At 40.3% G+C, this 14813-nt stretch carries 14 protein-coding genes; 13 read left to right on the forward strand and 1 reads right to left on the reverse strand.

Annotated elements, in window-relative coordinates:
- The first annotated feature begins 72 nt into the window (after positions 1-72).
- The 13 genes from AC6F34_RS08790 to pyrE all read left to right on the forward strand — a co-directional run bounded on the left by AC6F34_RS08790 (position 73) and on the right by pyrE (position 13754).
- Positions 73-360: a hypothetical protein gene (locus AC6F34_RS08790; RefSeq protein ID WP_500771142.1), complete on the forward strand. Its 288-nt coding sequence runs from the start codon at positions 73-75 to the stop codon at positions 358-360.
- A gap of 103 nt (positions 361-463) precedes the next feature.
- Complete coding sequence (gene lspA, locus AC6F34_RS08795; RefSeq protein WP_500771144.1) at positions 464-955, forward strand: signal peptidase II; 492 nt, start codon at positions 464-466, stop codon at positions 953-955.
- Positions 930-1841 (forward strand): RluA family pseudouridine synthase, encoded by a 912-nt coding sequence (locus AC6F34_RS08800; protein WP_500771146.1) that lies wholly within the window; start codon positions 930-932, stop codon positions 1839-1841. The genes lspA and AC6F34_RS08800 overlap by 26 nt, the downstream gene beginning before the upstream one ends.
- Positions 1842-2033: 192 nt before the next feature.
- The gene (gene pyrR, locus AC6F34_RS08805) at positions 2034-2576 is read left to right on the forward strand and encodes a bifunctional pyr operon transcriptional regulator/uracil phosphoribosyltransferase PyrR (protein ID WP_500771734.1); all 543 of its coding nucleotides are present in this window, start codon (positions 2034-2036) and stop codon (positions 2574-2576) included.
- A 204-nt stretch (positions 2577-2780) separates the two neighbouring features.
- The gene (locus tag AC6F34_RS08810) at positions 2781-4073 is read left to right on the forward strand and encodes a solute carrier family 23 protein (RefSeq protein ID WP_500771148.1); all 1293 of its coding nucleotides are present in this window, start codon (positions 2781-2783) and stop codon (positions 4071-4073) included.
- Between the two features lie 168 nt (positions 4074-4241).
- Entirely contained in the window at positions 4242-5186 is a 945-nt protein-coding gene (locus AC6F34_RS08815; protein WP_500771150.1) for an aspartate carbamoyltransferase catalytic subunit, read from the forward strand.
- Positions 5146-6435 carry a dihydroorotase gene (pyrC, locus tag AC6F34_RS08820; protein ID WP_500771152.1) on the forward strand — a complete coding sequence of 430 codons (1290 nt, stop codon included), beginning with the start codon at positions 5146-5148 and terminating at the stop codon, positions 6433-6435. The genes AC6F34_RS08815 and pyrC overlap by 41 nt, the downstream gene beginning before the upstream one ends.
- Complete coding sequence (locus AC6F34_RS08825) at positions 6432-7520, forward strand: carbamoyl phosphate synthase small subunit (protein WP_500771154.1); 1089 nt, start codon at positions 6432-6434, stop codon at positions 7518-7520. The genes pyrC and AC6F34_RS08825 overlap by 4 nt, the downstream gene beginning before the upstream one ends.
- Complete coding sequence (carB, locus tag AC6F34_RS08830) at positions 7517-10729, forward strand: carbamoyl-phosphate synthase large subunit (protein WP_500771156.1); 3213 nt, start codon at positions 7517-7519, stop codon at positions 10727-10729. The genes AC6F34_RS08825 and carB overlap by 4 nt, the downstream gene beginning before the upstream one ends.
- Positions 10726-11505, forward strand: a complete 780-nt coding sequence (locus tag AC6F34_RS08835) for a dihydroorotate dehydrogenase electron transfer subunit (protein ID WP_500771158.1) — start codon at positions 10726-10728, stop codon at positions 11503-11505. The genes carB and AC6F34_RS08835 overlap by 4 nt, the downstream gene beginning before the upstream one ends.
- Positions 11502-12443 carry a dihydroorotate dehydrogenase gene (locus AC6F34_RS08840; protein WP_500771160.1) on the forward strand — a complete coding sequence of 314 codons (942 nt, stop codon included), beginning with the start codon at positions 11502-11504 and terminating at the stop codon, positions 12441-12443. The genes AC6F34_RS08835 and AC6F34_RS08840 overlap by 4 nt, the downstream gene beginning before the upstream one ends.
- The gene (gene pyrF, locus AC6F34_RS08845; protein ID WP_500771162.1) at positions 12415-13128 is read left to right on the forward strand and encodes an orotidine-5'-phosphate decarboxylase; all 714 of its coding nucleotides are present in this window, start codon (positions 12415-12417) and stop codon (positions 13126-13128) included. The genes AC6F34_RS08840 and pyrF overlap by 29 nt, the downstream gene beginning before the upstream one ends.
- Entirely contained in the window at positions 13125-13754 is a 630-nt protein-coding gene (gene pyrE / locus AC6F34_RS08850; protein WP_500771164.1) for an orotate phosphoribosyltransferase, read from the forward strand. The genes pyrF and pyrE overlap by 4 nt, the downstream gene beginning before the upstream one ends.
- Positions 13755-14246: 492 nt before the next feature.
- Here pyrE and AC6F34_RS08855 read toward each other — a convergent pair whose 3' ends face one another.
- Entirely contained in the window at positions 14247-14735 is a 489-nt protein-coding gene (locus AC6F34_RS08855) for a hypothetical protein (protein WP_500771166.1), read from the reverse strand.
- Positions 14736-14813 lie beyond the last annotated feature (78 nt).

Raw genomic sequence — 14813 nt, forward strand, 5'->3', positions numbered from 1 at the left:
TAGTTTTTTCGAGTTGTTCATCCAACGAGAGAAATACTAAAGGTTACAAACGATAGCAGGAGGTTTTTTCTTATGGAAAGGATGAGAAATCAGCTAATTACTGAACTTCAACAAATTCGACAGGAGCTTTTAGAGCGCTTAATGAATGGAGATTCAAATCCAAATGTGCAGGCTATTTTTTTTGAAGAGCTATATGATATTGAAAAGGCACTCTTAAAATGTGGCAATGGCATGTTTGGTAAGTGTGAATGTACAGGAGAGTGGATTCCAGAGAATGTGATGAATATGATGCCTACCATTCAAACACTCGACGATTACGATCGACTTTCTTCCTTTTATCGAAAGCCAATTTATCATTAATTTGCAAGAAAGTCGTCTGGCTATAAACGTTGCTATCGTTTTCATGAAGATTATGCTAAAATGCAAAGGGAACGAATAAGATCAGTTGATGGAGGTTGCCTTTGTGTTTTATTACATATTAGCACTGCTTATTATTGCATTAGACCAATGGACTAAATGGCTCATTGTTTCTAAGTTTTACTTAGGAGAAAGCATTGAAATCATTCCAAACTTCTTATATATTACATCACATCGAAATACTGGTGCGGCATGGGGAATTTTAGAAGGGCAAATGTGGTTTTTCTATATAGTCACAACAATTGTCGTAATTGCTATCGTCTATTACATGCAGAAGATGGGGAGAAAAATCCCGCTATTAGGTCTTTCTTTAGGTTTTATATTAGGTGGAGCAATCGGAAACTTTATTGATCGGATCTTTAGGCAAGAAGTTGTCGATTTTGTGAATACTTATATTTTTGGATATGACTTTCCAATATTCAACATAGCCGATTCCGCACTTTGCATCGGGGTTGGATTACTTATCATTCAAATGATACAAGAGGAAAGAGCAGCAAAGAAGGAGAAAGCAGATGGAAAAAATGAAGCAAATCATTAATGAAGAACGAGTTGGAGACCGCATTGATAAGGTGGTTTCTACTTTAAATCCTGAATGGTCACGAACGCAAGTGCAGGGTTGGATTAAAGAAGGACATGTTAAGGTGAACGGAGCAAGTATAAAAACGAATTATAAATGTCAAATGAATGATGAAATCATCGTAACGATTCCAGAACCAGAGCAATTAGATGTTGAACCAGAGGAAATGGATTTAGCAATCTACTTTGAAGATCAAGATGTATTAGTTGTGAATAAGCCAAAAGGTATGGTTGTTCATCCTGCAGCTGGGCATTACACTGGAACTTTAGTGAATGGTTTAATGGCACACTGCAAAGATTTGTCAGGAATCAATGGTGTAATGCGACCTGGTATTGTACATCGTATAGATAAAGATACTTCAGGCTTATTAATGGTCGCTAAAAATGATTTAAGTCATGAAAGCTTAGTGAATCAACTCGTTGCAAAAACGGTTACAAGAAAATATCGTGCTGTTGTGCATGGAGTGATTCCGCATGATCATGGTACGATTGATGCACCAATTGGTCGCGACCCCCAAGATCGCCAAAGCATGGCTGTCGTCGATAATGGGAAAAAAGCAGTCACTCATTTTCAAGTGTTAGAGCGGTTTAAGGATTTCACATATGTTGAATGTCAATTAGAAACAGGGCGTACACATCAAATACGTGTGCATATGAAATATATTGGTTATCCGTTAGCAGGAGATCCGAAGTATGGCCCTAAGAAAACGATTGATTTTAATGGACAAGTTCTACATGCTGGCGTATTAGGGTTTGATCATCCAAGAACAGATGAATATTTAGAATTTGAAGCGCAATTACCTGAAGATTTCTCTGCGCTTTTAACGAAGTTAAGAAATAATCATTGACAAAATTCGCGTGTGGGGATAAGATATTTGTAGTTGAATAAGTCCTTTAAAAACAGTCCAGTGAGGCTGAGAAGGTAACGGCTTGAATAATGGTATATAATTATACCTCTATTCTTTTGCATGTATCGTAACCCTCTCGCCAATTGGCTTGAGGGTTTTTAAATGGACAATAATTCAAAGAAGGTGAAGATCATGCCACAAAAAGCAGTTGTGCTTGATGAACAGGCAATCCGCAGAGCATTAACACGAATAGCTCATGAAATTATTGAAAAAAACAAGGGTATTGAAGATTGTGTTCTTGTAGGGATTCGCACACGAGGCATTTACATTGCAAAGCGACTTGCTGAAAGAATCGAGCAAATTGAAGGCAAACAAATATCTGTTGGTGAATTAGATATTACATTGTACCGAGATGATCTGTCGAAGAAGACAGAGAATGAAGAACCACTCATTAATGGATCTGACATTCCTGTAGAAATTAAAGATAAAAAAGTCATCCTAGTGGACGATGTCCTCTACACTGGTAGAACTGTAAGAGCAGCGCTTGATGCACTGATTGATATCGGTCGCCCTTCATTGATTCAACTAGCTGTCTTGGTGGATCGAGGTCATCGTGAATTACCGATTCGAGCTGATTTTGTTGGGAAAAACATACCGACGTCAAGCTCAGAAAAAATAATGGTTGAATTACAGGAAGTTGATGAGTTAGACCTTGTCAGCATCCATGAAAAATAAAATAGTGTACACCTTTTAAATGTAGTCCAGAGAGGCTAGCAAAAGGGATATAAATAAATGAAGAAGCTTTCATTTGTTTAAATATACCCTCTTTGTGCCTTAATCTCCGCGCAAAGAGGGTTTTTGCTTTATGAAAAGCAAGCATCCCTCCCTTAAAAGAAAGATTAACTAGTACAAGACCAAAACCAATAGGGGGAAGAAAGAATGAATAAACCAGTATTAGATGTACATGATAAACCCTCGTTTTTACAACTATTAACGTTAAGCTTCCAGCACTTATTCGCGATGTTTGGTGCAACGGTGCTTGTTCCAGCACTTGTTGACTTAGATCCAGCAATCGCCCTTTTATCCAGTGGAATTGGAACAATCGCATTCTTACTTATTACGAAATTTCAAGTACCTGCTTACTTAGGCTCATCCTTTGCCTTTATTGCACCAATCATTAGCGCACAAGCACTCGGAGGTCCGGGAGCAGCAATGATCGGAAGCTTCCTAGCAGGTTTAACATATGGAATTGTCGCATTAATCATTTATAAAACAGGTTATCGATGGATTATGAATATTTTACCGCCAATCGTGGTCGCACCAATCATTATCGTCATCGGATTAGCTCTAGCATCGACAGCAGTCGGAATGGCGATGAACCACCCAGATTCTGAAGAATACAGCATGCTTCATTTCTCAGCAGCATTAGTGACACTCGCAGCTGCAATCGGCTTCTCAGTTTTTGCAAAAGGGATGCTAAACATGATTTCAATCTTAGCTGGAATCATAGTTGGTTATCTATATTCATTAGCGATCGGAATTGTGGATTTCACAGCATTCCATGATGCGAAGTTTTTCCAAATGCCAGAATTCATCATTCCGTTCGTACACTATGATGTGAACATCTCGCAAGCACTTGTCCTTTTAATGGTCCCAATCGTAGTCGTCACGATCTCAGAGCATATTGGGCACCAGCTTGTATTAGGAAGAGTTGTAAACCGCAATTATATTAAAGAACCAGGCTTGCATCGCTCCATTCTTGGGGATGGAACCGCAACTATGATCTCAGCATTAATCGGAGGACCACCGAAAACAACCTATGGTGAGAACATTGGAGTCCTAGCCATTACTCGAGTATACAGCGTCTATGTCATCTTAGGTGCAGCTATCTTAGCAACGATGTTTGGATTTTTAGGACATGTAAGTGCATTAATCAGTTCAATTCCAAAACCAGTAATGGGTGGGGTATCAATTCTGCTATTCGGAATCATCGCTTCAAGCGGTTTGCGTATGCTAGTCGAGAGCAAGATAGACTTCTCAATCAATCGAAACTTAGCGATCTCAAGCTTCATTCTTGTTCTAGGAATCGGTGGAGCGCATTTAGAAATTGGAAACTTTATGCTTGAAGGTCTTGCATTAGTCGCAATCGGTGGAGTTATTCTAAATTTAGTCTTACCTGGTCGTGAAAAGCACATAGACGAAGCTGAAATTGAAAACAATGAAATAGCATAGTCCTTTTAAACAGAGTCCTGTGAGGCTCAGAAGGGTGTGAAGAGATTGAATTTGTTCGCTATAGGCAAAACAAATTTGAACTCTTCGTTTCGCGCACCCTGACATTCGCTGTCAGGGTGTTTTAAATAGGAAGGAAATCAAGAAGACTCATGGAAAGAGGGGATTCATATGGCAAAGCATTTGTTAACAACATCAGAATTAAGCATTGAAGAAATGAACGATATACTACATGATGCTGAATTTTTTCTAAATGGTGGGAAGTGGAAGCCAGAGGAAAAGGTGTTTGTATCCAACTTGTTTTTTGAAAACAGCACGAGAACAAAATGCAGCTTTGAAGTAGCTGAAAGACGACTTGGACTAGATATGATTCCATTTGAAGTGAGTACCTCAAGTGTTCAAAAAGGGGAAACATTATACGATACGGTCAAAACATTAGAGGCGATAGGAGTGAACAGCTTAGTCATTCGCCATAATGAAGATCGATACTTTGATCAAATAAAAGAAAAAACGTCAATTGCGATCATCAATGCAGGAGATGGATGCGGACATCATCCTACACAATCATTGCTCGATCTCCTCACAATTAAACAGGAATTTGGGCAGTTTGATGGATTGAAGATTGCGATTATTGGCGATATTCGCCATAGTCGTGTAGCACGGTCTAATGCAGATGCACTTATTCGCCTCGGAGCAAATGTTGTGTTCTCAGGTCCACCTCAATGGTTTGACGAAGAAATGCTTAGTCAAGTAGCTTTTGAACCTATTGATGAAGCGATTGAAACTTCAGATGTTGTGATGCTGCTGAGGGTTCAGCATGAACGTCATGCGATTGCAATAAGCATGTCAAAAAAGGAATACCATGAGCAGTATGGATTAACAGTTGACCGAGAAAAACGAATGAAGCATGGCAGCATCATTATGCATCCAGCACCAGTTAATCGGGATGTAGAAATTGCAGATGAGCTTGTTGAATGTGAGCGCTCAAGAATTTTTAAACAAATGCAAAACGGTGTCTATATTCGTATGGCGGTGTTAAAAAGATCAATTGAACAAATGAAGGGGAGCGGTATAAATGACAATGTTAATCAAAAATGGGCAGTTGCTATCAAGTAATGGAGAAGAGCAAGTTGTAGATGTATTCATTAAGAATGGAAAAATCGCGCAGATTGGCACGGATTTACTTGTAGATGCAGCAGAAACGATCGATGCATCAGGTCTTCTTCTCACTCCAGGATTTATCGATTTGCATGTTCATTTACGTGAACCAGGTGGAGAACATAAAGAAACAATACACACGGGAAGTCTTGCAGCAGCAAAGGGTGGATTTACAACTATTGCTGCCATGCCAAACACGAGACCTGTTCCAGACACGAAAGAACAGCTTGATTGGTTGCAAAACCGCATCAAAGAAACGGCGGTTGTAAATGTGCTTCCATACGCATCAATTACGATTCGTGAGGCAGGCAAAGAGTTAACTTCCTTTACTAGCTTAAAAGAAGCTGGAGCATTCGCATTTACAGACGATGGAGTTGGTGTGCAGTCAGCAAGCATGATGTTAGAGGCAATGAAGAAAGCAGCAGCTATTGATATGGCTATTGTTGCACATTGTGAAGAAAACACTTTGATCAATAAAGGAGCCGTACATGAAGGAAAGTTTAGTCAAGAAAATGGAATAAACGGTATTCCTTCAGTGTGCGAATCGGTTCATATTGCAAGAGACGTGCTTTTAGCAGAAGCAGCAGGTTGTCATTATCATGTTTGCCATATTAGTACGAAAGAATCTGTTCGTGCTGTACGCGATGCGAAAAAAGCAGGTATCCGTGTTACAGCAGAAGTGACGCCTCATCACTTACTCCTTTGTGAGGATGATATTCCTGGTATGAATACGAATTACAAGATGAATCCACCACTCCGAGGTGCAAGCGACAGAGAAGCACTAATCGAAGGTTTACTTGACGGAACAATCGACTTTATTGCGACTGACCATGCGCCACACTCAGAGGATGAAAAGGCAGAGGGCATGGGTTTAGCTCCATTTGGGATTGTTGGACTAGAAACAGCTTTTTCACTACTTTACACACATTTTGTCAAGACAGAGATGTTTACATTGCAACAGCTTGTCGACTTCTTAACAAAAAAGCCTTCCGAAGTGTTCAATTTACATAACAAAGGAAGGGTTGCAGTCGGTCAAGATGCAGATCTTGTGTTAATAGACTTAAATGAACAGACAATCATCGATCCTAAAAGCTTCTTATCAAAAGGAAAGAATACGCCATTTAAAGGCTGGGAAGTACAAGGTCAACCAGTATGTACAATTGTTGCTGGGAAAGTAGCATGGGAAAAAGGGAGTGTAACAGCATGAAAAAACAACTCATTTTAGAAGATGGAACAGTTTTTATTGGAAAAGGATTTGGGAGTGATCGCAATACGTATGGAGAGGTCGTATTTAATACAGGGATGACAGGCTATCAAGAAATCCTCTCAGACCCTTCTTATTGCGGTCAAATTGTTACATTAACTTATCCATTGATTGGTAACTATGGGATCAACCGAGATGATTTTGAATCGATTCTTCCAAGTATTCATGGATTTGTAGTAAAAGAAGCAGTCGATTATCCATCAAATTGGAGAAGTGAGCGTTCACTGGATGAATTTTTTAACATGCATGACATTCCAGGTATCGCAGGAATTGATACGAGAAAATTAACGAGAATCATTCGTCAATATGGGACATTAAAAGGTGCAATTTGCCGCGTTGAAGAAAATGTAGATGAGGTATTAGAACGACTAAGAGCAACGACAATTGGAACGAACCAGGTGAAAATGGTCTCAACGAAAACGGCATACCCAAGCCCAGGTAGAGGTAGAAGAGTTGTTCTTGTCGATTATGGAATGAAGCATGGCATTTTAAGAGAATTAAACAATCGCGACTGTGACGTTATAGTCGTGCCATACAATACAACCGCACAAGAAATTCTGAACTTGAGTCCTGATGGTGTCATGCTTTCGAATGGGCCAGGAGATCCTAAAAATGTTCCAGAAGGCATTGAGATGATCAAGGGAATCCTAGGGAAAGTGCCACTTTTCGGCATTTGCTTAGGGCATCAATTATTCGCCTTAGCATGCGGTGCAAACACCGAGAAAATGAAATTCGGTCATCGCGGTTCAAATCACCCGGTAAAGGATCTACACACTGGCAAAATCGCACTCACATCACAGAATCATGGCTATACTGTTGAAGAGGCATCAATTGATGAAAGTGTTTTAGAAGTTACGCATATCGCTTTAAACGATCAGACTGTCGAAGGATTAAGGCATACGAAGTTCCCAGCGTTTACTGTTCAATACCACCCAGAGGCATCACCTGGGCCAGAAGATGCAAACGGATTGTTTGAACAATTTATGGAGATGATTGAAACAAATGAAAAGGTTGGTGCGAAACAATGACAAAACGAACAGATATTAAAAGCATACTCGTTATTGGATCAGGTCCAATCGTAATTGGGCAAGCAGCAGAGTTTGATTATGCAGGGACCCAAGCATGTATTGCCTTAAAAGAAGAAGGCTATCGTGTCATTCTTGTAAACTCGAATCCTGCAACAATCATGACAGATACAGAAATTGCTGATGCGGTATATATTGAACCGTTGACGCTCGAATTTGTAAGCAAAATCATCCGTAAGGAAAGACCTGATGCACTCGTTCCAACATTAGGAGGACAAACGGGACTTAACTTAGCGGTAGAGCTTTCAAAGTCGGGAGTTCTTGAAGAATGTGGAGTGGAAATCCTTGGGACTAAGCTTTCAGCGATTGAGCAGGCAGAGGATCGAGACCTTTTCCGTCAACTTATGAATGAATTAGGTGAGCCAGTCCCAGAAAGTGAAATCATCCATAACTTAGAGGAAGCGTATCAATTCGTAGAAGTAGTCGGATATCCGGTCATTGTACGCCCAGCATTCACGCTTGGCGGTACAGGGGGCGGGATTTGCGATGATGAGGAGGAACTAATCGAAATTGTAACAAGTGGATTGAAAAACAGCCCTGTTACTCAATGTTTATTAGAAAAAAGCATCGCCGGTTTTAAGGAAATTGAATATGAAGTAATGCGAGATGGTAATGACAACGCAATCGTTGTTTGTAATATGGAAAACATTGATCCAGTTGGCATTCATACAGGTGATTCGATTGTTGTTGCTCCTTCACAAACATTGAGTGATCGTGAATATCAATTGTTACGAAATACATCTTTAAAAATTATCCGTGCCTTAGAAATCGAAGGTGGATGCAATGTTCAACTAGCATTAGATCCAGATAGCTTCCAATACTATATTATCGAAGTAAATCCGCGTGTGAGCCGTTCATCGGCGCTAGCGTCGAAAGCAACTGGTTATCCAATTGCGAAGCTAGCTGCAAAAATCGCAGTCGGACTAACTTTAGACGAAATGATGAACCCGGTAACAGGGAAAACATACGCAAGCTTTGAGCCAGCGCTTGATTACATTGTAACGAAAATCCCACGTTGGCCATTTGATAAGTTTGAATCGGCAAATCGCTCATTAGGTACACAGATGAAGGCAACTGGTGAGGTTATGGCGATTGGACGAACATTTGAAGAGTCGCTCCATAAAGCAATCCGATCACTTGAAGCGAATGTGTATCACCTAGCATTAAATGAAGCGAATGAAGTTAATGATGCTTTGTTGGAAAAACGAATTAGAAAAGCTGGCGACGAGCGTTTATTTTACATCGGGGAAGCGTTAAGAAGAGGAGTCACTATAGAAACATTGCATGAATGGTGCCAAATCGATCTATTCTTCCTTTACAAGTTTGCGAAAATGGTAGAGTTTGAGGAAGAAATAAAAGAAAAGCCATTTCATATAGAAGTCGCACAAAAAGCTAAAGAATGGGGATTTGCAGATCACGTACTTGCTCAACTTTGGAATAAAACAGAAAAAGAGATTTATGAGTGGAGAAAAGCTGAAAGTATAATCCCAGTCTATAAAATGGTCGACACTTGTGCAGCTGAGTTTGAATCAGAAACACCGTATTACTACGGGACTTATGAGGAAGAAAACGAATCAATCATCACGAACAAGAAGAGTGTCGTTGTACTAGGCTCTGGTCCAATTCGTATCGGGCAAGGGATCGAGTTTGACTATTCAACAGTACATGCGGTATGGGCGATTAAAGAAGCAGGATATGAGGCGATTATTATAAACAACAATCCTGAAACGGTGTCAACGGACTTTAGCATCTCTGACAAGCTCTATTTTGAACCGTTAACGATTGAAGATGTAATGCATATTATCGACCTTGAAAATCCTGAAGGAGTGGTCGTTCAGTTCGGTGGGCAAACGGCAATCAATCTTGCAGCGAAGTTAGTCGAGCGCGGTGTGAAAATCCTTGGGACATCGCTAGAGGATTTAGATCGTGCAGAAGATCGAGATAAGTTTGAGCATGCATTGAATTCCCTGAAAATCCCACAACCACAAGGGAAAACGGCGTTATCAGTGGAACAAGCGGTTAAGATTGCCACTCAAATTGGATATCCGGTTCTTGTGAGACCTTCGTATGTACTAGGTGGACGAGCGATGGAAATCGTCTACAAAGAGGAAGAACTGCTTCATTATATGAAACATGCGGTTAAGGTAAACCCAGAACACCCAGTGTTAATCGATCGTTACTTAACAGGAAAAGAAATTGAAGTTGATGCGATATCTGATGGGGAAACGGTTGTTATACCAGGGATAATGGAGCATATCGAACGAGCTGGAGTTCATTCTGGTGACTCGATTGCTGTCTATCCTCCGCAAAACTTATCAGCGGAGATCAAACAGACGCTTGTTGATTATACAACAAGACTGGCAAAGGGACTTAAGATTGTTGGGCTACTAAACATTCAATACGTCATATCTAAAGGTGAGATATTCGTCTTAGAGGTGAACCCACGCTCAAGTCGTACCGTGCCATTTTTAAGTAAAATTACGAAAGTGCCAATGGCAAATATGGCGACGAAAGTTATTTTGGGGAAGTCATTAAAAGAGCAAGGCTATGAGAGTGGGCTTGTTTCCGAAAAGGCGGGTGTGTACGTGAAGGTTCCTGTCTTCTCATTTGCAAAGCTTCGAAGAGTTGATATTACACTTGGGCCAGAAATGAAGTCAACAGGAGAAGTGATGGGGAAAGATACAACACTCGAAAAAGCGCTTTATAAAGGATTAGTTGCTTCTGGAATGAAGATTTATAAATACGGAACCGTGCTAATGACAATTGCTGATAAAGATAAGGAAGAAGCGATCCAATTAGCGAAACGATTCGTGGCAATCGGTTATAGAGTAATGGCGACAAGTGGAACAGCATCATATATACAAGCTGCTGGAATCCCCGTACAAGTAACAGAGAAAATTGGTTCAGAAGGACCAAACTTAATTGATATGATTAGAGGCGGCAAAGCACAAATCGTCATCAATACGCTAACAAAAGGAAAACAGCCTGCGAGAGATGGTTTTAGAATTCGTCGCGAATCGGTTGAAAATGGTGTCCCATGTTTAACATCTCTCGATACGGCGGATGCGATTCTACAAGTAATCGAATCAATGACTTTCTCAACAAATGCAATGCAACAAGCAGAGGTTGTGAAGGAGGCTGTCTTAGTATGATAAAAAAGGAAAACTGCATCGTTGTATCCCAAGAACTAATCGCAGATCACATTTATGAGCTCACCTTAAAGGGTGAGCTTGTGTCTGACATGAAAGCTCCTGGTCAATTTGTCCATGTAAAGGTCGATCATGGAATCGATCCTTTGTTAAGAAGACCGATCAGCATCGCGAATATTGATTCTGAAAAAGGCGAGTTCACAATGATATATCGTTCACAAGGAAGAGGGACGAAAAAACTATCATTGGTAGAGGTTGGACAAACGGTTGATGTACTAGGTCCGTTAGGTAATGGTTTTCCTGTAGAAGCATGCCATAAAGAACAGACAGCATTGCTTGTTGGCGGCGGGATCGGAGTACCACCATTGTATGAATTATCGAAAAGATTAAGAGCAAATGGCGTACATGTGATTCATGTTTTAGGCTTTCAGAGCGACAATGCGGTTTTCTATGAAGAAAAGTTTCAGGCATTAGGTGAAACAATCATTGTGACAGCTGATGGTTCTTACGGTGAGCAAGGTTTTGTCACTGATGCAATTACGCGAAACAATCTTCAGTTTGATGTGCTCTACACATGTGGACCTACTGCAATGCTTCGTGCGTTAGAAGTAGCTTATCAAGGTAAGGAAGTATATATTTCGCTTGAAGAGAGAATGGGCTGTGGCATCGGGGCATGTTTCGCATGCGTGTGTCATACAGCAGATGATCCAACTGGCTATACGTATAAAAAGGTATGCACTGATGGTCCAGTATTCCGTGCTGGGGAGGTTGTTGTATGAACCGATTACAAATGAACTTACCGGGTCTGAATCTGAAAAACCCGATTATGCCAGCATCAGGTTGCTTCGGATTTGGTCGTGAATATAGTCAATTTTATGATTTATCAAAGCTTGGGGCAATTATGATTAAGGCAACAACGGTTGAACCTCGCTTTGGAAACCCAACGCCTCGAGTAGCAGAAACGCATGCAGGGATGTTAAATGCGATTGGTCTGCAAAACCCTGGGCTTGAAAAAGTGATGTCAGAGGAATTGCCATTTTTAAATCAATACGATGTCCCAATCATTGCGAATGTAGCAGGCTCGGTAGAAGAAGACTATGTTCGGGTCGCAAAAGAAATTTCGCAGGCTGAAAATGTTCATGCGATTGAGTTAAATATTTCATGTCCAAATGTGAAAACGGGTGGAATCGCTTTTGGTACGAATGCTGATGTTGCAAAATCATTAACGAAGAAAGTAAAAGAAGCTTCTAGTGTGCCTGTATATGTAAAGCTTTCACCGAATGTCACAAATATTGTTGAGATTGCAAAAGCGATTGAAGATGGTGGAGCAGATGGTTTGACGATGATCAACACACTGCTTGGAATGAGGCTTGATTTGAAAACGGGTCAACCAGTGATCGCGAATAAAACGGGTGGTTTATCAGGCCCTGCGATAAAAGCGGTCGCAATTCGCATGGTTCATGAAGTAAGTCAAGCTGTAAACATTCCGATCATTGGAATGGGGGGCGTACAATCGGCAGAGGATGTCATTGAATTCCTTTATGCTGGGGCAAGTGCAGTTGCGGTAGGCACAGCAAATTTCGTTGACCCATATGTATGTCCAACTATCATTGACGATCTTCCACTTGTCATGGATGAGCTTCGCATTGAACATATTACAGACTGTATCGGAAGGAGCTGGGGAAAGCATGAAGAACTCGCTAATCATCGCGCTTGATTTTTCATCAAAACAAGAGGTGTTTGCATTTTTAGATCGTTTCAAAGGAGAGGCTTTATTTGTAAAAGTAGGGATGGAATTATTTTATAAAGAAGGTCCTGAAATGATTTCTGCACTAAAACAATTAGGGCATGATGTTTTCTTAGACTTGAAGCTTCATGACATTCCGAATACGGTGAAGAATGCAATGAGAAACATCGCTTCGCTTGGTTGTGACTTAGTAAATGTTCATGCAGCGGGTGGAATTGACATGATGAAAGCAGCAAAACTTGGACTTGAAGAAGGTTCAATTGATGGGAAAAGGCCAATCTGTATTGCAGTGACACAGCTGACAAGCACGACAGAAGAGCAAATGCAAAACGAGCAAGGTATTCCAACTTCACTGCAACAGTCTGTATTGCATTATGCCAGTCTTACGAAGGAAGCAGGGTTAGATGGTGTTGTTTGCTCTGTTCATGAATCATCATTCATTCACGGGGTGCTAGGAAGCGACTTTTATACAGTAACACCAGGAATTCGTCAGGAGGAAGATGACGTATCAGATCAGAAACGGATTGCTACACCTCAATTCGCATTAGAACAAGGGGTGTCAGCGATCGTAGTTGGCCGTTCGATTACAAAAGCAGCAGATCCATTAAAGAAATATAAAGAGATGAAAGCATTATGGGAGGGAGTTACAATATGAAAGAAAAAATTGCAGAGCAATTACTAAACATCAAAGCAGTCGCCCTAAATCCATCTGAACCATTTACATGGTCATCAGGCTTACAATCACCGATCTATTGTGATAATCGTTTAACAATGTCTCATCCTGAAGTAAGAGCTTCAATTGCAGAAGGACTTGTTTCACTTATTGAAGAGCATTTCCCAGAGACCGAAATGATCGCCGGAACAGCAACGGCAGGAATCCCTCATGCTGCCTGGGTGAGCGATCGTATGAATTTGCCAATGTGCTATGTTCGCTCAAAGCCAAAAGGACATGGCAAAGGTAAGCAGATTGAAGGGAGAATTACGGAGGGGCAAAAGGTTGTCGTTGTTGAGGATTTAATCTCGACAGGTGGAAGCTCAATCAACGCCGTACACGCCCTTCGTGAAGCAGGCTTTCACGTGCTAGGTGTTGTCGCAATCTTTACATATGAACTCGAAAAAGGGTTCAAAAAGCTTGAAGAAGCTGATGTAAAAGCGGTTGCCCTTAGCGACTTTACAACACTTGCACAAGTAGCAGAAGCAAATGGTGCCATCAGCCAATCTGAACAAGAAGCACTATTCCGCTGGAGAAGAAACCCAGAAAGCTGGCTAACAAAAGCATAATAGTAGGAAAAGCGAGGATCCACAGTGGGTGCTCGCTTTAACTTATAACAATAAAGCTAAAAATCCTCAACTAAGTAAAGTTTTAACTTTACTCTTGCCCGGCAAATACTTGTCCTAATTCAATCTGACCTTTACCTTCCCCTTGTGGATCAGGCATACGCATTGCCCATTCTATGGCTTCTTCCTTTAGCTTCGCATTTATCAGTATAAATCAAGCAATCACTCATTCGAATCTGTAAATGGCCATTTTATACTACTGGCTTCTTGTTATAAGAAATGAAAGACATATCCGATTTGAACTTGGATGAAGTCCTTTAGTCATAACTCGTACGCCCGCTTCAACTAATTCTTAGAGCTTGTGAGATTTCCAGCTTCTGAGTTTTTTTTGAGTATTTTACTTGAAAGTATATCTATTACGATAACCTCTGATTATATATATTGGTTTGCTTGGTCTAACGATAGATTAATTGAGAGGAATCTTAACATGTTATTTTAAAAATCAACGTTGTCAATATGATTAGATCTGTTCTCCCAATCTCGAGTGATCTCAAATTCACCATCATTATTAATAATGCTTACTTCACCATGCCTCTCAATTTTCTCAAGAGATTCACCATTATCAAACTCTAAGTGCAAAATATATTTATATTTAGTAGAATTCCCCTCGGCTCCTGTTTCTTCTAAAGTAAGATCTATAACTTCGATACTACGGTTTGTTTTAGCTGCAATTTGCGCTGGGATATTTAATGTTTGGTTTTGAAAATGTTTCTCGTATAATTCTGCCGATACGTATGGTTTAATATTTTCAGCAATTTCCTCTATAGAAGGGGGATTATCAGGGTCTTTTACTGTAAAGTGTTTGGTTTTATATTCTTTGACAAACGTAATTATTTCCTCATCATTAGCAGTGTCGTTAGAGCAGGCTATCAATCCCATAAACAAAAATATTGCTAGTGAAAACATAAGAAGTTTTTTCATCATTCTTTCTTTCTCCTTTGCATGAAGTGATTCAGGAAAACTTAAGTGTCTACATTTCTAATAATGATTACTATGCTAAAC

It is taken from the genome of Niallia sp. CD-39 (assembly GCF_059874745.1).